Origin of the sequence: Candidatus Chlamydia corallus (assembly GCF_002817655.1) — a bacterium.
In the GTDB taxonomy this organism is placed as follows: Bacteria; Chlamydiota; Chlamydiia; order Chlamydiales; family Chlamydiaceae; genus Chlamydia; species Chlamydia corallus.
On sequence record NZ_NWQK01000001.1, the window covers coordinates 68,206 to 92,693 of the forward strand.

Below are 24,488 nucleotides of genomic sequence, written 5' to 3' on the forward strand. Positions count from 1 at the left end.
ACTATTCTTCCTTCTCAATAGCTAAATAAAGCTTGCCTGATTCTAGTCGTATACACATTTTATAGTTCTAGGTTTTTTCGTGGCTTCTACGAATCACAAAACTTTCCAATAACACTTATAGTCTACAAAAAACCTATAAATTTTCTTATTAATAAACACCTGTTCCTATTATCTAAAATTTAGCATCAATACAAAATGCTTTAGATTTAGGCAGCGGCAGCAGCTTTTTTAAATACCAGTACATCTTTTGCCATGGTGAGCTCAATCGCTGTATCAGGTTTAATATCTCCTTTAAGTAAAGCTTTAGAAAGCAAGATAACCACCTTTTGTTGGATCAAACGTTTTAAAGGGCGAGCTCCAAAAGCACTGTCATAACCCTGTTCACTAAGAAATAATGTTACAGAATCATCCCAAGACAAATTGATCCGACGTAGCTTTAACCTCTGTGCAATCCTTCGCATTTGAATGCCAACTATTTTCACAATATCTTCTTTTGTTAACGGAACAAAAGGAAGAATCTCGTCAATTCGGTTCATAAATTCAGGACTCAAGTATCTTTTCAAGACTGGAGATACTACAGAAAGGATAGCTTCCTTGGTAATCTCATTTCCCTTTTCTGAACAATAGTCTGCAAGTTCTGGAGAACCTATATTTGATGTCATGATAAACAAAGCGTTTTTACAGTTTACCTTTCGTTTTTTTCCATCCGTAAGAACACCATCGTCGAATACTTGCAGGAGAATGTTAAGGACTTCCTTATCTGCCTTCTCTATCTCATCAAAGAGAACTACTGAATAAGGACGCCTTCGAAGAGCCTCGGAAAGACTCCCTCCTTCTTCGTAGCCGACGTATCCTGGAGAAGATCCTATAAGTTTAGAAATGGAATGCTTTTCCATGTATTCTGACATATCGAAGCGAACCATAGCCTCCTCTTTATTGAAGAGAAGATCGGCAAGAGCTTTTGCAAGCTCGGTTTTTCCTACTCCTGTTGGCCCTAAAAATAAAAAGACCCCTAACGGTCGCTGAGGATCATTCAAACCAACACGCGCAGCACGAATAGAATCACTAACTGCAGAGACTGCAAAAGGCTGACCTACCACACGTTCCTCTAAGGATTCTTCAAGAACTAAGAGTTTCTCAGCTTCTCCTTCTAGCATTTTTTGCACAGGAATCCCTGTCCAATTAGCTACAACCTGAGCAATAAGTCTCTCGTCAACTTCTTCTTCAAGAAGACGGTTATCTCTTTCATTTAAAGAGGCTTCATCGCGTTTTATTTCTTCTTCAAGTTGCGGAATTAAGCTATACCTGAGCTCGGCTACACGATTATAGTCTGCAACACGTTCCGCTTCCTCTTCAGAAAATTTCATACTTTCTAAAGAATTCTTTTTTTCCTTAAGTCCTGAAATCAGCTTCTTTTCTTCATCCCAACCCAGACGTAGAAAAGCTAATTCTTCTCTCAAAGCATCTATAGACTTCTGAATGGCGTCCGCCTCCTCTTGATACGAAGGAGACTTCTCGCATTTTATAGCCTCTTGTTTGACGATCAAAGCAGCAAGCTCTCTTTCCTTTTCATCAATAGGAAGAGGAAGGCTACCAATTTGCATACGAATTAAGCTTGCCGCTTCATCTATCAAATCAATAGCCTTGTCTGGCAAAAAACGATCTGGAATATAACGATAGGAAAGTAAGACTGCTGCATTTAAAGCCCCCTCGGTAATTCTTACGCCATGGAAAATTTCATATTTTTCTCGTAGCCCACGAAGAATAAAGACAGCATTCTCCAATGAAGGTTCTGTGACAAAAATAGGCTGAAATCGCCGTTCTAAAGCAGCATCTTTTTCAATATACTTCTGATACTCATTAAGAGTGGTTGCACCAATGCAATGTAGCGTTCCTCTTGCTAGTGCAGGCTTTAAAAGATTCGCAGCATCCATGGCTCCGTCAGTAGCTCCTGCCCCAACAAGAGTATGCACCTCATCAATAAAGATAATGTGCTCTCCCTCTCCAGATTCTACATCTTTTAAAACGCTTTTTAATCTTTCTTCAAACTCGCCTCGATACTTCGCTCCTGCAATCAAAGCTCCCATATCTAAGACATAAAGTTGTTTGCCTTTGAGAGATTCAGGAACATCCCCTTGAACAAGTCTAAGAGCTAACCCTTCTGCTATAGCAGTTTTTCCTACACCAGGCTCACCAATAAGCATCGGGTTATTTTTAGTTCTACGAGAAAGTACTTGGATTGTCCTACGAATTTCTTCATCTCTTCCAATAACGGGATCAAGTTTACCTTGACGGGCTAATGCTGTTAGGTTTTTACAATACTTTTCTAAACCCTGAAAATTGTTTTCAGCGCTTGGTGAATCCATACGATTTCCTCTTCGTATTTTAGTAATCAGATTTTTAAGATCTTTAAAAGTGACTTTTGTTGTTTGCTTCCAGGAATTAAAAGGCTCTTTATTTGAAAGCCAAAAAGCAAGCAACAGATGATCTCCAGAAAGGTATTCATCTCCTAATGCCTTTGCCTCCTGTTTTGCATCCCTAAGAAGGGTTTGTAAACCTGGAGCAGGTTTAGGATCAATGTCTCCTTCAACTACAGTAGGCTCTCGAGATAAAGTATCTTTAACCGCCGTATTGAGCAAACTAGGATTTCCATGAATGTCCTTAATAACCAAATAAAAGAGAGATTCTGTATTTTCTAGTAGGGCAAGCAATAAATGATTTTCTGTGACATAGGTATGTTTTGAAGATTTAGCAAGTTCAAAAGCCTTCTCCAAAGCTTCCGAAACGGCATCGGAAAATTTTTCCATACAATTCACCCTAGATACTTTTTAAAATGGTTTTGTTTATTACATAGGAATAATAAAAAATCTATAAACTTTCCTCTGAGAACCTATAGGAGAAAACTCTGTTTAATGATCGTATGAAAGTATTGCCAAACAGATGATTCTGAGACAGGGGAATAGAATAATACCCAATTCTAATGTGCGAGTCCTTTACAATAAATCATTTGTAGCAAAATATATCATTCTATCTATAACAGGTCGTGCTATTTAGAACAGATAAAAGAAAAATTAGATCAATCTACGAACAATAGTAGTTCTAGGTTTTATTTACACCTGCTCAAGATCTTCTCTTACCTATGGTTCTAATTTTCAAATTTGTAATTCAATGAATTTTGCATTGTAAATATCGTAAGCTTTACCACCCTAAAATATACAACCTAAAGGAAATAATGACAGCATTAGATAGGATGACTAGAGAAGGAACTCAAAGCATTAGTAGCAAATGAGCATGAATAAAGGTAGTCAAATTATAATAATTCAACTTATTAGAAAAAATCTCCATAAAATTCGAAGATAATTTAATTTGTTTCAAAACAAATTATTAATAGATAAAAACCTATTGATTAATATAAATTATCAATAGGTTTTCGTCTAAAATCTGATATATCGATATGGTTAGCCTTAAAGGCTCGTCCAAAAAGCTCCTATTTTTGTATAGTGTTGAAAGAATCCCTTATGCATAAGCTGTGGGAGTATTTGGAAAGATAATAGTAGCACTGTGGAAAAAGATCTTTATCTTGACGAGAAAAAATGCCTTGCTCATGAGGCTGCTACACAAGTAACTTCGGGCATGACCCTTGGCTTGGGAAGTGGATCTACAGCTAGGGAATTTATCTTTGCTCTTGCCAATAAAATTCAAAAAGAATCTTTAGAAATTTATGCTGTAGCTTCTTCTCAAAATTCCTATTCTCTAGCAAAGCACCTTGCAATCCCCCTCTTAAATCCAGAAGAATTTTCTACCCTAGATCTAGCCATAGACGGTGCTGATGAAGTAGACCCTCGATTGCGGATGATCAAGGGAGGTGGGGGAGCAATCTTCAGAGAAAAAATTCTTTTGAAAGCAGCAAAACGTAGCATTATCCTTGTTGATGAAAGTAAACTGGTTCCTATCTTAGGAAAGTTTCGGGTTCCTTTAGAAATCAGTCGATTTGGCCGGTCAGCAATTATTGAAGAAATCCGCCATCTCGGGTATGAAGGAGTTTGGCGCTTACAAGCTAATGGAGACTTATTTATTACAGACAGCGGCAATTACATTTATGATATTTACTCCCCTAATCTCTACCCAAATCCTGAAGAGGATTTATTAAGGTTAATACAAATTCATGGTGTTATTGAAGTCGGGTTTGTTATAGAGAAAGTCGAAGTATGGTCTAGCAATAGCCAAGGTCTAATTAGCAAAAAATATTCTGTATGAGCTTAGAAAAAGAACTTCTAGAAAAAACTCCGTTAATCCTCCTTAATTTTTACAAACTTGTCAGTTTCTGTAATTACGCTGGTATGATCTTAGGTACGGAAGAAAAAAAATTCGCTATCTATGGGCATGTTTCGATAGGACAGGCATTTCAAGGCGCCGATACTAAAGACAATCCTCCGCGAAGGCCTTTTACCCACGATCTATTGAACTTTGTCTTTTCAGGATTTGATATCCAAGTTTTACGTGTTGTAATTAATGACTATAAAGATAATGTCTTCTACACAAGGCTATTCTTAGAACAAAAAGATCGGGAATTTCTATATGTTGTCGATGTGGATGCCCGTCCTAGCGATAGCATCCCACTCGCCTTAACTCACAAAGTTCCCATATTATGTGTTAAAGCGGTATTCGATGCTGTAGTCCCCTACGAAGAATAAACTCAGAGATGTTATGAAAATTCCTTATGCACGCTTAGAAAAAGGATCCTTGTTGGTCGCTTCTCCTGATATGAATCAAGGGGTCTTTGCTCGTAGTGTCATTTTACTTTGCGAACACAGCCTTAACGGTTCCTTTGGTCTAATCTTAAATAAAACCCTAGGATTTGAAATCTCAGATGACATCTTTACCTTTGAAAAAGTTTCAAATCAAAATATCCGCTTTTGTATGGGGGGCCCCCTACAAGCAAATCAAATGATGTTGCTTCACTCATGCTCTGAAATTCCTGAGCAAACTTTAGAAATTTGTCCTTCAGTATACTTAGGAGGCGATCTCTCCTTCCTCCAAGAAGTGGCTTCTAGCGAATCTGGTCCAGAGATAAACCTATGCTTTGGCTATAGCGGATGGCAAGCAGAGCAACTAGAAAAAGAATTCTTAAGCAACGACTGGTTTCTGGCGCCAGGAAACAAAGACTATGTTTTTTACTCGGAACCAGAACATCTCTGGGCAGAGGTTCTTAAAGATCTAGGAGGAAAATACGCCTCACTTTCTACGGTTCCAGACAACCTATTACTAAACTAGCTAACCGCTTTTTCTAGCCATTAAAGATCCGCTTCTCCAAAATATATGGAAACTCATTGAGAGGAACTCCATGTTCAACTGCTCCGTTCAAGAGACTGCTTTCACTTTTGAAGAGGCATGCCAGGTCTTTCCTGGCGGAGTTAATTCTCCCGTTCGCGCATGTCGTTCTGTAGGAGTGACACCCCCCATAGTTAGCTCAGCACAAGGAGATAGTTTCTTAGATAGCCAAGGACGAGAGTTTATTGATTTTTGTGGAGGCTGGGGAGCTTTAATTCATGGTCACAGTCATCCCAAAATTGTCGAGGCCATCCATAAAGCAGCTCTAAAAGGAACTTCATACGGCTTAACCTCTGAAGAAGAAATTCTCTTTGCCAAAACGCTTCTTTCTTCACTCAAACTCGAAGAACATAAAATTCGTTTCGTATCCTCAGGAACTGAAGCAACAATGACAGCAGTACGTCTAGCTCGAGGAATCACAAACCGACCTATAATCATCAAATTTATAGGGGGATATCACGGTCATGCAGATACCCTTCTTGAAGGCATCTCAATAACCGAAAAAAATATAGAGAATCTCTCTTTATTAATAAATACGCCCTGCCCAAGTCATTTATTATTATCCCTACCTTACAATAATACCGAAATACTAAACCATGTTATGGAATCTCTAGGATCTGAGGTGGCAGGAATTATTTTTGAACCTGTATGTGCAAATATGGGAGTCATCCTCCCTCAACTCAAATTCTTAGATTGTATTATAGAGCTCTCTAAGCATTTCGGAAGCCTTTCTATTATGGATGAAGTCGTTACAGGATTTCGACTAGCGTTCGATGGAGCTAAAGCCATTTTCAAGCTTTCCCCTGACATTACCATTTATGGAAAAATCTTAGGAGGAGGCATGCCTGCCGCTGCCGTTGTAGCACACCGCTTAATTCTTGACCAACTCATGCCTGAAGGAACAATATTCCAAGCGGGCACAATGTCAGGAAACCTCCTAGCAATGGCTGCAGGATATGCTGCCACTCAGCTATGTCAATCCGAAGGATTCTATCACGATCTAAGTCAATTAGAAGCTCTGTTTTATTCTCCAATTGAAGAAGAAATCCGATCTCAAGGATTTCCAGTATTTCTAGCACACCAAGGAACTATGTTCAGCCTATTTTTTAACGAATCCGCACCCAGAAATTTTGATGAAGCAAAGAGCTCGGATTTGAAGAAATTTCAAACTTTCTACCGTGAAGTATTCGCTAATGGAATTTACCTTTCACCGTCTCCTTTCGAAGCTAATTTTATTTCTTCTGCCCACACTGAAGAAAACTTAACCTATGCACAAAACATCGTCATCGATAGTCTTATTAAAATTTTTGATTCTTCGACTAAAAGATATTTCTAATAATCGTCGTTTTTTAAATACCAACTCCAATCTCTTTACTGTTCCTAAAAAGACATAGATCGACATGCTGAAACTAAATAAAAGAGCAAAAAGTATGCTATACTAATTATAGTCATAAGAAACTAAAAATTTCCAAAAACTTACACGGTTTAGAATAATCTGCCCAAGTTTTATATAATGTGAGATCGTAATCTTCACCCTCTTCACTAGAGATAGATTCAACCAATGCTTCCACTCCCCCCCGCTTAGAGAGTTCTTTAAGACTAGAAGCACGGATAGTTCCTAAATAAGACAATAACTCCTTAGTTTCATTACACAACGCCACAACACTAAAACTCTCATAAAGCCAAAAAGCAAAAGCTTCTTTTTGCTTAAGAGAAAGCTTCCCTCCCTGACCTATAAAAGCACTATAGGCCCTATTTAATAGAGTCTGAACTTTACCCATAGACTTCCAACAGGAAAAGTTTTTACACTCCTCTCTTAAGTCAAGTAAAGCAGTATAATCCTTAAACTCTAGGAACGCTAAAATAGGGAGGTGATCTTTATGAACAAACCCTAAAAATGTAGGATGACCCAATCCTAAAAATTCGGATAAGCTTAAAGCATGTTTTCGATAAGCAACATCTCTAAGATTACTAAACCAGTACAAAGGACTTTCCTTAGATAACATCTCCTCTAAATCCAATCCCTCAGTGACTAGGCTTGCTAAAGCGTTACGATCTTTTGAACAAAGGGCCTTATAGATATTTAGAGCTTCAGAATCTTGGGGAAAATCCCCGTAGGGAGCTCCTCCACAGAAAAAGGCAACCTGATATAGGTCTGAAAGCGTTGGGTTGTGATCTTCAAAAAGAACTTTAAAGAAATCAGAAGATACCTTTTGGCCCTTTTCAAATCTGTTAAGTAGTTCATTCTGAAGGGTTACACGCAAACTAAAAGGAAGCTTTTTGTCTTTATCCAAACGAGATTGGACAATCTCAGGACTCTTAAAAGCAGCAAGGAAGGCTACCCCAATAATGCCAAAAAGTACCCCAGAAATAATAAAGCCAAGATATAGTCCAGGGGACAAAACTAAACAAGCGCAGGCCAACGCAACAGATACAAATATAAGATGAAGAATTAAAAAAAATAAACCTAGGACGCCACAGAGATTCTGAGTCGCATCTCCTTTCTCTAGAAGACTTATATATGATGATTTTAAAGGATTTGAAATTCCAGAATTAAAAGAAGACTCTAAACTCATATACAATTACTAAAAAGTGAACTAATTGCCACACTACATACACCATAGTTTCTTATATTTGATGATTAAAAATATAGAAGTTTAATTTATCTTAAAAAATCTTTACAATAAAGAGTAACCGTGCAGTAATAGTTTTTACTACATAAGTCTAGCCTATGAATGTTGCCGATCTCCTTTCTCATCTTGACTCCCTTCTTTCGTCAAAAACATTTCAAGATTATGGGCCCAACGGCCTTCAAGTTGGAAATCTCCAAGCTCCAATAAAAACAATCGCTGTTGCTGTTACCGCAGACCTACAAACCATAAAACAAGCCGTTGCAGCTAGCGCTAACACCCTCATTGTACATCACGGTATTTTTTGGAAAGGCATGCCCTATCCTATTACCGACATGATCTACAAACGCATTGAGTTACTCATCAAACACAATATCCAACTCATCGCCTACCATCTTCCTCTCGATGCCCACCCTACCCTAGGAAATAACTGGAGAGTTGCCCTGGATCTAAACTGGAACGACCTCCAGCCTTTCGGTTCTTCGATCCCCTACCTAGGAGTACAAGGATCTTTTCCCCCGCTCCATATAGATACCTTCATCGATCTGTTATCTCAGTACTACCAAAGCCCCCTAAAAGCATCGGCCTTAGGTGGGCCTTCTATAATCTCCTCAGCAGCTCTGGTCTCAGGAGGAGCCTACAGAGAACTCTCTTTAGCAGCAGCTTGCCAGCTTGATTGCTTCATCACAGGAAATTTCGATGAACCCGCATGGTCAATAGCTCTAGAAAACAATATCAATTTCCTAGCATTTGGACATACAGCAACAGAAAAAGTAGGCCCCAAGTCCCTTGTAAGCTATCTAAAGAGCCAATTCTCAATCCCCACAATTTTTATAGATACAGCTAACCCTTTCTAACATTTAAACAAAGATTCGTTCTTGGCTTTTTCTTAAAGATTGCCCTATAATAAGGCTCTCTCATCTATCTTGACTCATAAAAAGGAGCTCACTTCTTTATGACTACCACACTGAAAGCCGAAACGCCTCCAACAAGAGATCAAATAAATCCAGCGAATTGTTGGGATACAACTCCAATGTATAGAAATAGAGAGGAGTGGAAAAAAGATTTTGATCTTTGCAGCTCAGGGAAAGATCGTTCTCCCATATGGCCCGAACTCTCTCTATCCCAGTATCAAATCGATACCCCTCAATCTTTACACGAACTCTTATCAAAACAATTCTTTGTAGAACGAAAATTAAATAAACTTTACGTATACGCTCACTTGATCCATGATCAAGATATTACTAATCCCGAAGGAGAGGGTGACTACCAATCCATTGTCTATCTCTATACTCTCTTCTCACAGGAAATTGCCTGGATACAACCAGCTTTAATTGCCCTTTCTCAAGAAAAAATAGATCTCTTGTTATCAAGCCCAGTTCTTGCTCCCTATAGATTCTACCTAGAAAAAATTTTCCGTCTTTCGCCACACACAGGAACAGCAGGCGAGGAAAAGATCTTAGCCTCCTCATTTGCAGCACTTAGCGTCTCTAACAAAGCCTTCTCTTCGTTAAGCGATTCCGAAATTCCTTTTGGGGAAGCCAAAGATTCTAACGGGGAACAGCATCCCCTCTCCCACGCTCTCGCCTCTCTGTATATGCAATCCCCAGATCGAGAATTACGTCGGACTGCTTACTTAGCTCAATGCCAACGTTACCATAATTACCGTAACACTTTCGCTAATCTTCTGAATGGAAAGATCCAAGCTCACCTTTTTGAAGCAAAAGCAAGAAAGTATCCCTCCTGCTTAGAAGCCTCTCTATTTCAACACAACATCCCCACAACTGTTTACACCAATCTTATAAAAGAAACAAAAAAACACACTTCTCTCATCAATAAGTATTTCAACCTAAAGAAAGAAGCTCTAAAGCTAAAAGAATTCCACTTTTATGATGTTTATGCTCCCATTGTCCAAACTGCAGAGAAGAAATATAGTTATGAAGAAGGTGTTGATCTTGTTTGTAATAGCCTTCTTCCTTTAGGGACGACTTATGTCGAGATTCTAAGAAATGGTCTTCTTTCAGATGGTTGGGTAGACAGATACGAAAATAAAAATAAACGGTCAGGAGCCTACTCCTCAGGATGCTATGACAGCCCTCCCTACATTCTTTTAAATTACACTGACACACTTTATGACGTTTCAGTAATTGCTCATGAAGGAGGGCATAGCATGCACTCCTACTTAAGCAGAGAAACACAACCCTATCATGATTCTCAATACCCTCTGTTTCTTGCTGAAATTGCCTCAACGTTCAATGAGATGCTCCTTATGGATGCTCTTAGCAAATCCGATCAATCTAAAGAGGAAAAAATCGTAATTATCACTAGAACTTTAGATACGATATTTGCAACTCTATTCCGTCAAACATTTTTCGCAGCCTTCGAATACGAAATTCATTCTGCAGCAGAGCAAGGCGTTCCTCTTACTGAGGAATTTCTTTCAACAACTTACGGTAATTTACAACAAGAATTTTACGGAGGCATTGTAACTACAGATCCTCTATCTGTATTAGAGTGGGCTAGAATTCCTCATTTCTACTACAATTTCTACGTTTATCAATATGCTACTGGTATCGTAGCTTCCCTGTCCTTTGCTGAAAAAATTCTTACACAGGAATCAGATGCTCTCGAGCTCTATTTGAACTTTTTAAAAAGCGGGGGGTCCGACTTCCCCCTCAATATCCTAAAGAAATCAGGATTAGATATGACTACGACTACCCCACTAGATGAAGCCTTTGCATTCATTACAAAGAAGATCGATCTACTCTCTTTTCTGCTTTCAGGAGATTAAGCTTTTTTAGCACTTAATATTATTGAGTGCTAAAATTATTGCACAAAAAAAAACGCTTTGTTATCTTGATGCGAGAAATAGCAAAGTCTCTTAGAACGTAAAACATAAGGAGCATATAAATGTCTGATCAAGCAACGACTCTCCGAATCAAGCCTTTGGGCGACAGAATCTTAGTAAAAAGAGAAGAGGAAGAAGCCACCGCTCGTGGAGGAATCATATTACCTGACACAGCAAAAAAGAAACAAGATCGTGCCGAAGTTCTTGTTTTAGGCACAGGCAAACGAACTGATGATGGTACACTGCTTCCTTTCGAAGTTCAAGTTGGCGATATCATTTTAATGGATAAGTATGCAGGTCAAGAAATCACGATCGATGACGAAGAATATGTCATTTTACAATCCAATGAAATCATGGCCGTCCTAAAATAAAATAATAATTTGCAGATTATAGAAAGTTAAGGAGAACAACGATGGCAGCGAAAAATATTAAATACAATGAAGAAGCCAGAAAAAAAATACACAAAGGGGTAAAAACACTTGCAGAAGCAGTAAAAGTCACTCTAGGTCCTAAAGGACGCCACGTAGTGATAGATAAAAGCTTCGGCTCTCCCCAAGTCACCAAAGACGGTGTTACTGTCGCTAAAGAAATCGAGCTTGAAGACAAGCACGAAAATATGGGCGCTCAAATGGTAAAAGAAGTCGCTAGCAAAACTGCAGACAAAGCGGGTGATGGAACCACAACAGCAACAGTTCTTGCAGAAGCAATCTACAGCGAAGGTCTAAGAAATGTAACCGCAGGTGCAAATCCTATGGATCTTAAAAGAGGTATTGACAAAGCTGTAAAAGTTGTTGTTGATGAACTCAAAAAAATTAGTAAGCCTGTTCAACATCATAAAGAAATTGCCCAAGTAGCAACCATTTCAGCAAATAACGATTCTGAAATTGGTAATCTTATTGCAGAGGCTATGGAAAAAGTTGGTAAAAATGGATCCATTACTGTTGAAGAAGCTAAAGGATTCGAAACTGTTCTCGATGTTGTAGAGGGAATGAATTTCAACCGCGGCTATCTCTCCAGCTACTTCTCTACAAACCCAGAAACTCAAGAATGTGTTTTAGAAGACGCTCTTATTCTAATCTACGATAAGAAAATCTCTGGAATTAAAGACTTCCTTCCAGTCCTACAGCAAGTAGCAGAATCTGGACGTCCTCTTTTAATCATTGCAGAAGAGATCGAAGGAGAAGCTTTAGCAACTCTGGTCGTCAATAGACTCCGCGCAGGATTCAGAGTATGTGCAGTGAAAGCTCCTGGTTTCGGTGACAGAAGAAAAGCTATGCTAGAAGACATTGCTATCCTCACTGGTGGCCAATTGGTTAGCGAAGAACTTGGTATGAAATTAGAGAATACTGCTCTATCAATGTTAGGTAAAGCTAAGAAAGTTATCGTAACTAAAGAAGATACCACAATAGTCGAAGGTTTAGGAAATAAGGTCGATATCCAAGCTCGATGCGACAACATCAAAAAGCAAATCGAAGATAGTACTTCAGATTACGACAAAGAAAAACTCCAAGAACGTTTAGCTAAACTCTCTGGGGGTGTTGCTGTAATCCGAGTAGGAGCTGCTACTGAAATAGAGATGAAAGAGAAAAAAGACAGAGTAGATGATGCTCAACACGCAACCATCGCGGCTGTCGAAGAAGGAATCCTCCCTGGTGGTGGAACTGCCTTAGTTCGCTGTATCCCTACATTAGAAGCTTTCCTTCCTATGCTAGCGAACGAAGACGAAGCTATTGGTGCTCGTATTATCCTAAAAGCATTAACAGCCCCATTAAAGCAAATTGCAACTAATGCTGGTAAAGAAGGTGCTATTATTTGTCAGCAAGTTCTAGCAAGATCTGCAAATGAAGGATATGATGCTTTACGTGACGCCTATACAGATATGATCGATGCAGGAATTTTAGATCCAACTAAAGTTACCCGCTCGGCTCTAGAAAGCGCAGCTTCTATAGCAGGATTACTCCTGACAACAGAGGCCTTAATAGCAGACATTCCTGAAGAGAAATCTTCATCAGCCCCAGCAATGCCTGGCGCAGGAATGGACTACTAGTCTCTTAAGCTAATATTAACAATTTTCCACAAGGTCTCTTTTCTTTACCTAAAAGAAAAGAGACCTTTTTCTTTGGGAATATTTATTTCTTAATCTATCTTAATTATTAAGATACAAAACTTCTCTGCCTGTATGTTTAAGCTTCTAAAAAATTTATTTCTTATAGGATGTTGCTTCATTGGATATTTCTGGATGCGCAAAGAAAGTATCATAGAACAATGGCTATCTAATCGTCTCCATACCCAAGTCACTATAGGAAGAGTTTCTATAAGAACTTCAGGCCTTAAAATCCGCCACATCTGCATTTATAACCCTTTAGCTTCAGAACGTTTTCCTTACGCTGCTGAGATCGAATATGCTGATGTACGATTTTCCTTCGTATCTATGCTGCTAACTAAAAAAGTAGAAATCTCTGATCTCATTATCCAAGGCGCAAATTTCACTATATTCCCCTACGACAATCACGGAACAAAAACAAACTGGTCTTTAGTATGGAAAAACTTTCATCCCCCCAAAAAAATCTCTTCTAATCTATGGGTAGATCGTGCTCCTGTGATCATCCGAAGATGTCTATTTCTAAACACACGACTTTACGGACTTCGTGCTAACCATAAAGACATTCCCCATCTCTCTGTACCATCTTTGGAATTTCATAGCCATCCGAGCTCTTCGGAAGAGCTCCCCAAACTTTCAGTAGCCCTCTCCTCTCTGCTCTACCTAGCTCTAGAAGAAAGCCTCTACCACCTGAAACTTCCTGGAGACATTGTTAAACCTCTATCCCAACAAGCTCATAAGCACTTCTACTCATCATATCCAGGATTTCAAGACCATCTTAACGATATAAACACTCCCGCAACACCTACAGAAGAAATTATAGGTTTCGTCCGTGGACTCTTTTTTCATTAAAGAGAGACTACATCTTCTAAGGAGATTTTCCAATTAGGACCATGTCTCCTGTTCTGCAAGAGAGCAGGCATATTTTCCATAAACATATTCCAAGTAAGATCTTTAGGAGTTGCAGGAAAACCGCACGCTTGCAAAGATTTCTGCCCTAAACCTAGAATCATTGCTGGAAGTTCTCCAGAGAAATAACTGATCGTATTTAACAACCTCTGATAGTGCAAATCATGCTCAGCTGGAAGCAAAAATTGAGAACAACTCCGATAGATATAACGACTCCAAGAACTTCTCTTAGGTAAGCTAATTTCTGGATAAGCCTTCCTTATCCAAGTGATGATTTTCTTCTCTAAATTTTTTAAATTGAAATGACTCTCTAAAAGCATCAAGAAACTCTCAGGAGTCATATTAGGATCCTTCAACCATGGAAAAATCTTTTCTACACAATCCTTCCAGGTGATCTCCCCCAATAAAATAAAAAAAGCCTCTCGAGATAAACGATCTTCTCTATTCATAGAGTGATTCGCTATCCAAGATGAAAAGTAAGGAAACTCTAAGAAAAAAGCATCGGGATGCAACAAAGAAGAAAAGATAGGGAAAATCATCTTATCTTGTAAAATGTCATCAATAGCATCTTGAGAAAGATATTTATACGAACTCAAAGTAGAAACAATAGCTGTTTTAGGCAAGAAACGAAACTCTTGAGAAGAAGAATATTTAAGTTCCTGAGAAGAAGAATAAAAGAAATAAAGCAGAGAAACACATGCTATCAAAGAAAGCACAAGGAAAACAATTCCTATAATAAATGCATATCCCTCAAATATTCCAGAAATGGATAAAATCGCAATCATAGCCAAAACAGAAATAATTAATACAAAAAGACTTGCTATTGCTAAAATAGACAACTTATTCATGCGCGAGGCAATGCGATCCTCAACCCTTTCGGTTGTAATTGCAGAGGTATGAGGGAGAAAAGCGAACTCAATCATATATTACCTCACCAAAAATTGCTTTAAATTATTAACAGAAATTCCTTTCGGATTCTTTAAAAGAGCAGCCTCACATGCTTCAATAAATTGCCCCCATTCCACCTCCCTGCAGAGATCTAAAAATTCAGGATCTGCTAAATCTTGAGGATTCTCAAATGAAGCTAAATAATAAGCTAGATCTCCTTTGAAGCAACTTAACAAATGTAAGTATTTTAATTCCGAACTAGGTAAATCACCGCGCTTCAAATAACGATATACAGAAAACATCGCTTGTGAAACTTTAAAACTAATTTCGGGTTCTAATTGAGAATTTGTTTTCATTAACCAAGACATAATTTCCTGTTTTAGATCCTTAACCCCATGCTCACGTGCTTTCTTATTTATAAAAGAGAGAAACTGAAGGTCATTCATTATAGGGTTGATGTTACTCTGATTTAAATCTTCCAAAGTAAATACACCCAAAAAAACTACAAGAGATACTCTTTCTATTTTAGAAAACTTAGAGAACACTGGATCTATATACCTCCCTTCTTTTTCTTGAGGACTCGGCAATAAAGCCCCTAAATCCACCGATGAAAAAAAAGTCCAAGGAGAAAGTAACATAACTGCAGCTTGCGAAGGATCCTCGGGAATATCCTTAGTCCATAAAGCCCTTGATTTAATATAGGGTGATGTTTGAAGAATTTGCCGCACAAATTTTACATCCAAAAAAGGCCCGTTCTCATCTTGATTAAGAGCATATCCCTTCTCGGAACACCATAAACGATCACTCATTGAAGAGCGTAGACCACATATTAAGAAAAACAATACCAAGCTTATGGTGAGCATAAGCAAGGCTGTAATCAAAACAAAAATAATCAGATATTCAGGAAATATTAAGGCACAAGTTCCAAGACCTGTAAAAAGTATTACTGAAGCAACTAATAAAACATGAATCGCCTTATTATGTTCTTTAAATACCTCTTGTGCCACTGATGTTTTTAAAATCCAAGAAGGCCCGCTGTAAGCAGGTGATGATAACATAGAATCCGCCACGAATAACCCAGGAAAGCTTATGATGGGCAAGAACATAAGTGGTTTTGAAAAAAAGATTAAGAAAATTCCAAAATTTAAAGAGAATTTTTTCTTTTATCAGAGATGAAAATCGTTGACTTTTTACCTTTTGGTCATAAAATATATAGGGAATAAATGCTGTTCCGGAGTAGCTCAGCGGTAGAGCAGTGGACTGTTAATCCATTGGTCGTTGGTTCGAACCCATCCTCCGGAGGATTTTTCGTTTCGATTTTATCTCCCTATGATTTCCTAATGTTAGACGCATCTAGCCTTTTGTTTCCTTGAGTAGTATTCTATGGTCAAATGTTGCCCTCTTCCACATCAATGTAAAGAACCTCCATCACCCCCCTTACAAAAGTCGCGATCCCTTACCATAGCGACACTTTGCCTCACAATACTTGCTCTATTCTTGGCTATTGGAGTATGCGTGATCATTCCCCTAACAGGACTTCTTCCGAACACTCTGTTGATAATAGGATTATGCTTTCTCGGTATAATCGTTCTAGCTACAGGAATCTCCCTTCTATGCGAAATACAGTGGTTCAAAAGTCCCCCAAAAATCAAAGAAAAATTAAAACCGATTCTTCCTACAGAAACACCCTCTTTAAGCCCCTGGCTTCTAAACGTTCTTAAGAGTGAAATACAACCAGCTCAATCATCATCCATAAAATTAAAAAAAGAAATGTTCTTTTCCTCTTTCGAAAGATGGAGAGAAGTCTTTCTTAAAGATCCAGATTTCCTAATTAAAAGTGCTCTTACAAACTGGAAAATATCAGAATCAGAAGAAAGTCAACGGTATATCCTTTCTCATATTCATATGGATCCAAGAATCCTTATAACCCCTGATTCCTTAGAAAAGTTGTATGAGGGATTAAGCAAAAAACATACAAATAACTTAGGCATAGCTTCTCAAGTCTCATTTACTGACCTGGACAACAAAATCCAGTATGCAGATAACCTTATCCAAACCGCAATTAATGAAATAACCTACTACTTTCCTGTCGTAAATAATGCGGCCATCCTAAAGGCTGAACAAGACAATGTCTGCAACCAACTCTATCTAGTTTTTAAATTATTCTTTACCCACTACCACAATCTATTTTCAACAGCTTTGGAAGAAAATCAAGTTCTGCTTATCAACAGCCTAACAACAGGAAGTGAAAATCCCATAGCAAGGAAAATTGAAATACTAGCCCTCCTATGTGTATTTGAGCAACTAAACTACAGCGAAGACGAGTACATAATAGAACCTGGTGACTATTTCAGTCGCTTTGTACATAAAAAAAGTTATACAGCACCAAAAACTCGATCATTTGGATTACTCCAAAGCTACCAAGAATCATTTGGATTACCACAAAGTCAGGAAGAGATGTCTTTCGCCTCGAATAATATTCGAAATGTCCTTACCCATTCTATAATTCTTTCCAGCCCATTCTTTTATCAGCTTATAGCTGAGTTTGACATTGGAAGAACAAATCCCAATGACTCCGATTAAGCTACCTTACCTAGATCTTTTAGGAATCCAATTCAGAAAATACAGGCAGAAGCAAACGCCGCATAAGATTCTCACAATAGCGGTTCAAAGTTAGAGACTCTCTTTCAAGAAATTCACGTGTCTGTTGGACGTTCTCCTCCACCATAGAACAGTGGTGGGGTAGGTATTCTATATGAGGTCCCGAAAGAACTGCTAACCCCTCACCGAAAACTCTAGAAACTATGCTGGCAGGTTGTCCTGGAAGATCTGCGTAACGAGATTCGATATTGACTTCGGGATATCCCTCAGAACCCTCGAAAATACACCCTCCATTAAACATAGCATATCCCAAACCAAAATCTGAAAATAGCTGTGGGGAGACCCTTACTCCAGAAGGACGAACATAGGAAAATTCCCCGCTATAAGCAGGCCCTTTGGCAGTCCCTGGGAAAAACCCTAAATCTCGAGTCCCTTGCCACGGCGCTCCATTAGGTTCATAAAAATAGATCATCTTAGAACCAAAATAAGCCCCAGCACAAATACCTAGAAAATTTCCTCCCTCATAAACATATTCAGAAATACGAGCAGTCCCCAAACCGTGAAGTACGCGATGATACGGGCGGTCTGCCCCTCCTGGGAATACTAGTAAGGCAGTCGATTCTTCCCAAAAAGGATTTTTAATCAAAAAATTCCCATCGACTCTAAGAATGTCCAAAGCACTTCCTTGAGGACTATAGTGCTTAAGAAAACGTATAGTATGGCGTAAATAATAGGGAGAAACACCCTCACTACAGTAAACAAGTACTTGATTCCTTAGCATCTTTTTCTTATTTTCCTCTCGCATAGAAAATCAATTCGTATTATTTGAAGTCTCAATATCCACAAAAATCCCCGTCATGTTAAAATTATACGCAATTTTATTGCTCATATCTTTTGAGAGAGCCCTATGTTCCCTAGTACAAATCAAGAATCCAAAGCCCGTAATTTGCCCCTGGGTATATTCCACGGCCTCATTGCCTGTCTATATTGGGGTATTGTCTTTGTTGTCCCAAATTTCCTTGATTCTTTTGGCAATCTTGATATTGTTCTTACTCGTTATACCATTTTCGGTATTTTCTCTCTGATTGCCTGCGCTATAAAAAACCCCTCCGTAATTAAAAAAACTCCTTTACATATTTGGGGGAAAAGCCTCCTTTGGACCCTGCTCATTAACCCAGTTTACTATTTTGGAATCACCCTAGGCATCCGTTATGTCGGATCTGCGATTACAGTAGTGATTGCTGGCCTAGCTCCCATAGCTGTACTCTATCACTCAAATGCAAAACAAAAAGAACTATCCTACCCTCTACTCTTTGCTATAAGCAGTGTCATTATCATAGGAGTGATTCTAACTCATCTTGCTGTACTCGATCTGCCAACAGCTGCCTCTCCCCTCTATTGTATCTTGGGAGTCGGTATGGTTATCATCTCAACAAGTCTTTGGGTAATCTATGTGATCTGTAATCAATCTCTACTTCAGAAGCACCCCGAGCTCACCCCCGACACTTGGAGCTACCTCATTGGAATCAGTGCCCTAATTATCTGTCTCCCTCTGATTATTATTTTTGATCTCTGTGGAGTTACCCACGTGACACAAATAATAGTCTCGCATACATCAATCTCTGAATGCCTACTTTTCTTTTCACTATGTGGTATTATGGGGGTATTTTCCTCAGCAAAAGCTTTAACAGCTTGGAATAAAGCCAGTTTGAATCTCTCTCCAGCATTATTAGGAGCTATATTAATTTTCGAGCCCATTTTTGGCATTGTACTGACGTATCTCTATTCAAAGAGCCTTCCTTCTATACAGGAAGGTATAGGAATCTTTTTGATGTTGGGAGGAAGCCTACTCTGCCTAGTCCTCTTTGGAAAAAAGGTCCAAAAAAACTTAGCAAACTCCCAAATTTCATCTTCTCCTGAATAACCAACGCAAAAAACTTCGAAAAGAAGATCGTTTTAATTCCTATTCTTGAGGTTGCTTTGATTCTAATTCAGACAAATGATCTTCAGCCACTTGCAACTTCTTAAGCAATAGCTCCGCCTCTTTTGATTCCCGTTCCTCTTGTCTTTTTTCATGTTCCTCTGGTTTATAGAGTTCTTCCTTTAAAAGAACTTCACTATCAAATTTTAGGCAATTCAAATTCCTTTGAAAGTTTTGATACCTCTCTGTCATATTAAAGAGCCTTTTTCGCACTATAGTTTCCTTATCTTCATAATAATTGTAATACAGCTGCATACAAGGCACGCCAACGGGTATATGCTCCCTAGCACCTGCCTTTTTATAAAGATCATAAGCAGTACTAAGAAGCTCGTCCTTTAGAAAGTCTAATCCCTCGAGTTGAAACCTTTGCACTTCCCCTTTAAGGAGACATTTGTGTCCTGTGACACGATCTTCAAGTGTTGTGAACTCCTGTTTCTTCTCTTTATATCTTTCACTTACTTGTTGTAACTGGTAACGCATATCTCGCAGCATTGCATCCGAATGTATAAACCGCTCATCTTCTGCAAAAAAGAGCTCTGCATCTAATAACATTTCGGAACATTTATTATATTGGATGTATGCCTTTTCTAAATTTGTCCTAATAGAAAAAATACAATGCTCTTCATACGATATCAACTCTTCCATATCTGCAACTTTAGGAAAAATATCGTTGATTTCTTCTTCTAAAAGCTCCAGCCTTGCCTGAGCATGACGTAACTCGATTTTGCTTATCTCCTGATCAAAATCAATGGCTGCATCTTCAATGTGTGCTTCGACAGTGCGTATATCCTTCGTCCACTGAAGTAACAAGCCTTTTAAGCGTCTCGCATAACACTCAGCAGAATAAACTCTTCTGCTCTGATTTAGTGAATGAGACTCCCCTTCGAGTTCTTTTCTAACCCCTTCTTCCTCACTCCCTATTTTTTGCCAATAAAGCCTTTGCTTATTTTCATATTCGATGTGTTCTTTATCTATCTCTTCTAAAACATCCTCCGAATGATTCGGGATTTCGGGACTTCTAGACCTAACTTCCCTTATGTTCGTAGCGATTTCAAGATTGGGAAAGGATGTTTTAAGTACTTTAACTCTCGTTTCTGCTTCTGCATACTCTTTTCTATAAAACTTTTTACTCTCATATTCAAAGGCTCTTCGAGCTTGTTCCAAATCTCTTTTATGCTCTTTAGTCCGCTCCTTTTCTAAGAGAGCCTTAGCATAGTTACGGGCCCTGTTCTTTAATGCAATTTTCCTAATCGATATAGCATCACGATCTACTCTTAACATTTTATGCTCAATAGACTCATTTAGAAAATCCCAACGATCCGTATAGGAAATAGTACTCTCGTCATCCAACCAAAAAAAAGTCTTCTCAAACTCTTCTAAACATCGAGATCTCTCTTCAAACTCTTTCTTAGCTTGAGTATACTTCTGCTGGTCTTGTTCCCAAGGGAAAAGAGGATTGTCGTGAATGATCCTTACTTTCTCGCATAATAATCCCGCTTTATTATAACTTCTTTCCAAACTCTTATAAATAAGAGCTTCTATTAATGCGTGACTCCTTTCTAACATCTTCTTTATCTGAGCATGTTTGTTGTTCTTAAAAAGAATCTGTGCTTTCTTAAAAGCAACAGTCGCATTCATAAACTGATTCACAACGTCTTGAGATTTCTCTGTAATCTCTAGTAATTTAGGATTACTTACAGCTAAGTAAGGACGTATTTCAGATAGATGATTTAAATTTAAAAAAGACTCCATGTCTACAGCGGTATTAAATATACCTCGACTCACAAATGCTAGATATTCCTCAGCCAAAGCTATGTTTTGTTCTTCTTCCTCAAGAATATGCCTAATTTCACAGAATTCAGAAATGACATAGTCGTGAGCAGACCCTAAACTCTTTAGTTTTTGTTTAAACTTATCGATGAGTCTTTCATCTTCATTCGACCAATTCTTAATATTATTTAGACCCTTTTCTACCGAACGTATGTAGTTCTTTAGCTGACAGATTTCCTTTGGAAGCCTTGTTAAAGAGTCTTTAGCCTTTACTCTACCTGGTTCACTTGTATCTTCTATTTCTATTACATGAGGAGCTCTAGGAACCTCTTGGATCACCTCTTGCAATTTAAAAAGCAAAAGACCCCCTAAAACAAATACAAGTAATCCTAAAACACTAGTTCCTAGACCTAACCCTAGAGAAACTAGTAAACCGCAACCAGGAATGGCTTGAGAGAAAAAAATTATTCCGCACACTAATATGAGAATACCAACAACTAATAATCCCTTAGCGAAAATTCGAGCCTTAAACTGAGAATCAGGAATTTGTATTAAAGTATGAGGGGGAACAAAATTTAAAGTACGCGTAGCATCCAAACCTAAAACCATAAAACAACACCGTTATCGTGAACCAACTACAGCACAAGTCACTTTAATCAAAAATTATATAATTCCTGAACAACTATGGGAGATTGAAAACATAGAATCATTCTATCATCAGACTTTTGTTCTTTTTTTAAAATAGCTGTCATTGAAAATGACTCTGCGACATAAAATGTCCTTTCACATAACATAACAGCTTTCTTTTAGCTCCTTTGCCAGTTCCGATAAACAACCCTAGGTTTCACAATTGTTGAGTAACATCTAATACCAGATGCCTTTCTTAGTAACAAAACAAGAGCTAGTATTTGCAAAAGATACCGAGTGTCGATAAAGTGGATCTTTCCTATGCAATCTGGTATTGTAAAAATTGTTGTAATAACAAAGGTTCTTCGGTAGGATTGATTTTGCATCCTAGGGCAAAAAATAATATACGAGGAAATAATTACTATATAAAATAATTCTTTGATAAGTTTATCCCAAAATTAAAGTCTTGGGGTTTCTCGTTTTTATCTGAAAAAGTTTATAATCCTTGCTTTTTAGAAGCTTTTTATAAAGATTCCCTGAGCTATTTTATCTTCCAGAAAACAAGATTTTAGAATTCTATGGAGAAAATTTGCGGATACTTAGAGCAAATACTTGTTGAAAACAAGGACTCTGGGGAAATTACTGCTTACATCAAAATACCCAATAAAAATACTCCCATTCTGATTAAAGGCAAACTTCCTGAACCTTTGGTCCCAGGCTCTCCAATCCAAATCTATGGTGCCTGGAGTCAATCTTTTTCGAATACTAAGTATTTCCAAATCCATAGTTATGACTCCCCTCTTCTTTATGAATATCGTGGCGTATTCCATTATCTCACTTCAAAACTCATAAAGGGAATCGGTCCTAAAATTGCAGAAAAGATCATTGAGAAGTTTCAAGAAAAAACTTGCTATATCTTAGATATTACCCCAGAGCGATTAAGTGAAGTTTGTGGCATTAGCGAAAAACGATGTGCGAATATCTGCAAGCAACTCTATGAGCAGAAAATTTTAAGAAAAACTCTTCTCTTTCTACAAGAATACAATATTCCGATTCATTATGGGGTGAGAATTTTCAAAAAATACCAAGAGAAATCGATAGAGAAAATCTGCGAAGATCCTTTCCTTCTAGCAAGAGAAATGGAGGGCATCGGATTTAAAACCGCTGATTTCATAGCTATGAAACTAGGAGTTCCCAGAAATTCTGAAAGTCGCTTATGTGCTGGTATCCAGCATTCCTTAGAAGAACTTCAGGAAGAAGGTCACACCTGTTATCCCATAGAGCTCCTTATAGATCTCGTTGCCAAACTTCTAAATCAAGATGTCTTTGAGTCTCCAATTACCCTGGAAGAAATCCATACACAAATTCTAAATATGCAAAAGCGTAAACTTCTACATATTCAGGAAATTTCAGGAACACTCCATGTCTGGACACGCTGTCTTTATCTTGCAGAAAAAACTATCGTTTCCGATCTAAAGCGTGTTTTATTTTCTTCAAGGAGAATCCGTTCTATAGATGGAGAAAAAGCGATTGCTTGGGTTGAAGAAAATCTCAGTATAGATCTAGCAGAACAACAACGAGAAGCGATTAAAGCATGTTTCTTTGAAAAATTTCTTATCATTACAGGGGGCCCTGGAACTGGAAAAAGCACCATCACCCAAGCAATACTCAAGATCTTTGAACAGGTAACTCATAAAATTATCCTGGCAGCTCCTACTGGGAAAGCCGCTAAACGCATGACGGAAATTACACAAAAACACTCTGTTACCATTCACGCTCTTTTGCAGTACGATTTTAAAACCAAATCTTTCCGAAAGAACCACGATAATCCCATAGACTGTGATTTGATCATTGTTGACGAATCTGGAATGATTGACACTCACCTACTCAACCATTTCCTAAAAGCACTCCCTGATTATACAACTCTTGTCTTTATCGGAGACATTCACCAGCTGCCAAGTGTTGGCCCAGGAAATATCCTTAAAGACTTGATTACCTCAAATAAAATGACAATCATCAGATTAAATAAGATCTTTCGCCAAGTTCATGACTCGGGAATCGTGACGAATGCTCATAGGGTAAATGAAGGAGAATTGCCGATTTTATATTCAGAAACAGGCCGTCGGGATTTCCTATTTTCCCAAAAGGATGATCAAGAAGAAGCTCTCAATCACATTGTTCATCTTGTAACAAAATTTGTGCCACAAAAATATCATATCTATCCTCAGGACATCCAAGTGCTAGCTCCAATGAAAAAGGGGACCCTAGGGATCTATAACCTAAATAAAGCACTAAAACATGCGCTAAATCCTAAAAAAGCAAATCTCCACGGAAGATTTCAGTCCTATGCGGTTGGCGATAAAGTCATGCAAATCCGCAATAACTATAACAAAGAAGTCTTTAATGGAGATATAGGCTATGTGTCTAGCATCAACTTCGAAGATAAAGCTATTGTTGTCCGTATGGAAGGAAGGCATATAGGTTATTCTTTCTCAGAGCTTGACGATCTAGTATTAGCCTATGCTACCTCCGTACATAAGTATCAAGGTAGCGAAAGCCCTTGTATTATCATGCCTGTTCATACATCGCACTTTATGATGCTCTATAGAAATCTTCTCTATACCGCCATTACTCGGGGAAAAAAATTAGTAATTCTTGTTGGAACAAAAAAAGCTATTGCCATTGCAACAAGAAATAATCGAGTACAACACCGGTGTACAGGACTAGCAGAAGCTCTTAAGGAGCTAGACTCTAAGAAAAATTATGCTGATCGATAACTTCATAGACTCTACAAATCAGGAT

At 38.2% G+C, this 24,488-nt stretch carries 18 protein-coding genes and 1 tRNA gene; 13 read left to right on the forward strand and 6 right to left on the reverse strand.

What is annotated here, in order from left to right:
- Nucleotides 1-206: 206 nt before the first annotated feature.
- Nucleotides 207-2,807, reverse strand: a complete 2,601-nt coding sequence (locus CMV32_RS00335; protein WP_100933969.1) for an ATP-dependent Clp protease ATP-binding subunit — start codon at nucleotides 2,805-2,807, stop codon at nucleotides 207-209.
- Nucleotides 2,808-3,561: 754 nt separating this feature from the next.
- On the opposite strand from CMV32_RS00335, the gene rpiA reads away from it, so the two are divergent.
- The 4 genes from rpiA (at nucleotide 3,562) to hemL (ending at nucleotide 6,667) form a co-directional block, all read left to right on the forward strand.
- Nucleotides 3,562-4,257 (forward strand): ribose 5-phosphate isomerase A, encoded by a 696-nt coding sequence (rpiA, locus tag CMV32_RS00340; protein WP_100933970.1) that lies wholly within the window; start codon nucleotides 3,562-3,564, stop codon nucleotides 4,255-4,257.
- Nucleotides 4,254-4,694, forward strand: a complete 441-nt coding sequence (locus CMV32_RS00345; RefSeq protein ID WP_100933971.1) for a bifunctional nuclease family protein — start codon at nucleotides 4,254-4,256, stop codon at nucleotides 4,692-4,694. The genes rpiA and CMV32_RS00345 overlap by 4 nt, the downstream gene beginning before the upstream one ends.
- Before the next feature lie 13 nt (nucleotides 4,695-4,707).
- Nucleotides 4,708-5,274 (forward strand): YqgE/AlgH family protein, encoded by a 567-nt coding sequence (locus CMV32_RS00350; RefSeq protein ID WP_100933972.1) that lies wholly within the window; start codon nucleotides 4,708-4,710, stop codon nucleotides 5,272-5,274.
- A 70-nt stretch (nucleotides 5,275-5,344) separates the two neighbouring features.
- Nucleotides 5,345-6,667 (forward strand): glutamate-1-semialdehyde 2,1-aminomutase, encoded by a 1,323-nt coding sequence (gene hemL, locus CMV32_RS00355; protein WP_100933973.1) that lies wholly within the window; start codon nucleotides 5,345-5,347, stop codon nucleotides 6,665-6,667.
- A 112-nt stretch (nucleotides 6,668-6,779) separates the two neighbouring features.
- Here the strand turns inward: hemL and CMV32_RS00360 are convergent, their stop codons facing one another.
- Entirely contained in the window at nucleotides 6,780-7,907 is a 1,128-nt protein-coding gene (locus tag CMV32_RS00360; RefSeq protein ID WP_100933974.1) for a hypothetical protein, read from the reverse strand.
- Between the two features lie 155 nt (nucleotides 7,908-8,062).
- Here CMV32_RS00360 and CMV32_RS00365 point away from each other — a divergent pair, with 155 nt between their 5' ends.
- The 5 genes from CMV32_RS00365 to CMV32_RS00385 all read left to right on the forward strand — a co-directional run bounded on the left by CMV32_RS00365 (nucleotide 8,063) and on the right by CMV32_RS00385 (nucleotide 13,762).
- A complete protein-coding gene (locus CMV32_RS00365) occupies nucleotides 8,063-8,818 on the forward strand; it encodes a Nif3-like dinuclear metal center hexameric protein (RefSeq protein ID WP_100933975.1) in 756 nt (251 codons plus the stop codon).
- Between the two features lie 98 nt (nucleotides 8,819-8,916).
- Nucleotides 8,917-10,752 (forward strand): oligoendopeptidase F, encoded by a 1,836-nt coding sequence (pepF, locus tag CMV32_RS00370; protein WP_100933976.1) that lies wholly within the window; start codon nucleotides 8,917-8,919, stop codon nucleotides 10,750-10,752.
- 119 nt (nucleotides 10,753-10,871) lie between these two features.
- Nucleotides 10,872-11,180, forward strand: coding sequence for a co-chaperone GroES (locus CMV32_RS00375; RefSeq protein ID WP_100933977.1), 309 nt, complete (start codon nucleotides 10,872-10,874; stop codon nucleotides 11,178-11,180).
- 41 nt (nucleotides 11,181-11,221) lie between these two features.
- Nucleotides 11,222-12,856, forward strand: coding sequence for a chaperonin GroEL (gene groL, locus CMV32_RS00380; RefSeq protein ID WP_100933978.1), 1,635 nt, complete (start codon nucleotides 11,222-11,224; stop codon nucleotides 12,854-12,856).
- Between the two features lie 132 nt (nucleotides 12,857-12,988).
- On the forward strand, nucleotides 12,989-13,762 hold the full coding sequence (locus tag CMV32_RS00385; RefSeq protein WP_100933979.1) for a hypothetical protein: 774 nt from the start codon (nucleotides 12,989-12,991) through the stop codon (nucleotides 13,760-13,762).
- On the opposite strand, the gene CMV32_RS00390 is transcribed toward CMV32_RS00385, so the two are convergent.
- Together CMV32_RS00390 and CMV32_RS00395 are read right to left on the reverse strand one after the other, a co-directional pair.
- Nucleotides 13,759-14,742 (reverse strand): hypothetical protein, encoded by a 984-nt coding sequence (locus CMV32_RS00390; protein WP_100933980.1) that lies wholly within the window; start codon nucleotides 14,740-14,742, stop codon nucleotides 13,759-13,761. The genes CMV32_RS00385 and CMV32_RS00390 overlap by 4 nt on opposite strands.
- A 3-nt stretch (nucleotides 14,743-14,745) precedes the next feature.
- Complete coding sequence (locus CMV32_RS00395) at nucleotides 14,746-15,777, reverse strand: hypothetical protein (RefSeq protein WP_100933981.1); 1,032 nt, start codon at nucleotides 15,775-15,777, stop codon at nucleotides 14,746-14,748.
- 160 nt (nucleotides 15,778-15,937) lie between these two features.
- Here CMV32_RS00395 and CMV32_RS00400 point away from each other — a divergent pair.
- Nucleotides 15,938-16,009 (forward strand) — tRNA-Asn (locus CMV32_RS00400).
- Nucleotides 16,010-16,090: 81 nt separating this feature from the next.
- Nucleotides 16,091-17,290 carry a hypothetical protein gene (locus tag CMV32_RS00405; RefSeq protein ID WP_100933982.1) on the forward strand — a complete coding sequence of 400 codons (1,200 nt, stop codon included), beginning with the start codon at nucleotides 16,091-16,093 and terminating at the stop codon, nucleotides 17,288-17,290.
- Nucleotides 17,291-17,309: 19 nt separating this feature from the next.
- Here the strand turns inward: CMV32_RS00405 and CMV32_RS00410 are convergent, their stop codons facing one another.
- Nucleotides 17,310-18,089, reverse strand: coding sequence for a BPL-N domain-containing protein (locus tag CMV32_RS00410; protein ID WP_100934331.1), 780 nt, complete (start codon nucleotides 18,087-18,089; stop codon nucleotides 17,310-17,312).
- Nucleotides 18,090-18,215: 126 nt separating this feature from the next.
- Between CMV32_RS00410 and CMV32_RS00415 the strand changes: the two genes are divergently transcribed.
- A complete protein-coding gene (locus CMV32_RS00415; RefSeq protein ID WP_100933983.1) occupies nucleotides 18,216-19,232 on the forward strand; it encodes a DMT family transporter in 1,017 nt (338 codons plus the stop codon).
- A 39-nt stretch (nucleotides 19,233-19,271) separates the two neighbouring features.
- Here CMV32_RS00415 and CMV32_RS00420 read toward each other — a convergent pair whose 3' ends face one another.
- Nucleotides 19,272-21,668 carry a DUF1978 domain-containing protein gene (locus CMV32_RS00420; protein WP_100933984.1) on the reverse strand — a complete coding sequence of 799 codons (2,397 nt, stop codon included), beginning with the start codon at nucleotides 21,666-21,668 and terminating at the stop codon, nucleotides 19,272-19,274.
- Between the two features lie 596 nt (nucleotides 21,669-22,264).
- On the opposite strand from CMV32_RS00420, the gene recD2 reads away from it, so the two are divergent.
- Nucleotides 22,265-24,463, forward strand: coding sequence for an SF1B family DNA helicase RecD2 (recD2, locus tag CMV32_RS00425; RefSeq protein WP_100933985.1), 2,199 nt, complete (start codon nucleotides 22,265-22,267; stop codon nucleotides 24,461-24,463).
- The last annotated feature ends 25 nt before the right edge of the window (nucleotides 24,464-24,488 follow it).

What these genes read in the sequence shown, in the direction of transcription:
- CMV32_RS00350 (WP_100933972.1), top strand. Translation starts at nt 4,708, where the DNA reads ATGAAAATTCCTTATGCACGCTTAGAAAAAGGATCCTTGTTGGTCGCT.
- CMV32_RS00420 (WP_100933984.1), bottom strand. Translation starts at nt 21,668, where the DNA reads ATGGTTTTAGGTTTGGATGCTACGCGTACTTTAAATTTTGTTCCCCCT.
- CMV32_RS00345 (WP_100933971.1), top strand. Translation starts at nt 4,254, where the DNA reads ATGAGCTTAGAAAAAGAACTTCTAGAAAAAACTCCGTTAATCCTCCTT.
- groL (WP_100933978.1), top strand. Translation starts at nt 11,222, where the DNA reads ATGGCAGCGAAAAATATTAAATACAATGAAGAAGCCAGAAAAAAAATA.
- hemL (WP_100933973.1), top strand. Translation starts at nt 5,345, where the DNA reads ATGTTCAACTGCTCCGTTCAAGAGACTGCTTTCACTTTTGAAGAGGCA.
- CMV32_RS00385 (WP_100933979.1), top strand. Translation starts at nt 12,989, where the DNA reads ATGTTTAAGCTTCTAAAAAATTTATTTCTTATAGGATGTTGCTTCATT.
- CMV32_RS00365 (WP_100933975.1), top strand. Translation starts at nt 8,063, where the DNA reads ATGAATGTTGCCGATCTCCTTTCTCATCTTGACTCCCTTCTTTCGTCA.
- CMV32_RS00375 (WP_100933977.1), top strand. Translation starts at nt 10,872, where the DNA reads ATGTCTGATCAAGCAACGACTCTCCGAATCAAGCCTTTGGGCGACAGA.
- CMV32_RS00415 (WP_100933983.1), top strand. Translation starts at nt 18,216, where the DNA reads ATGTTCCCTAGTACAAATCAAGAATCCAAAGCCCGTAATTTGCCCCTG.
- CMV32_RS00410 (WP_100934331.1), bottom strand. Translation starts at nt 18,089, where the DNA reads ATGCTAAGGAATCAAGTACTTGTTTACTGTAGTGAGGGTGTTTCTCCC.
- CMV32_RS00335 (WP_100933969.1), bottom strand. Translation starts at nt 2,807, where the DNA reads ATGGAAAAATTTTCCGATGCCGTTTCGGAAGCTTTGGAGAAGGCTTTT.
- recD2 (WP_100933985.1), top strand. Translation starts at nt 22,265, where the DNA reads ATGGAGAAAATTTGCGGATACTTAGAGCAAATACTTGTTGAAAACAAG.
- CMV32_RS00405 (WP_100933982.1), top strand. Translation starts at nt 16,091, where the DNA reads ATGGTCAAATGTTGCCCTCTTCCACATCAATGTAAAGAACCTCCATCA.
- CMV32_RS00360 (WP_100933974.1), bottom strand. Translation starts at nt 7,907, where the DNA reads ATGAGTTTAGAGTCTTCTTTTAATTCTGGAATTTCAAATCCTTTAAAA.
- pepF (WP_100933976.1), top strand. Translation starts at nt 8,917, where the DNA reads ATGACTACCACACTGAAAGCCGAAACGCCTCCAACAAGAGATCAAATA.
- CMV32_RS00390 (WP_100933980.1), bottom strand. Translation starts at nt 14,742, where the DNA reads ATGATTGAGTTCGCTTTTCTCCCTCATACCTCTGCAATTACAACCGAA.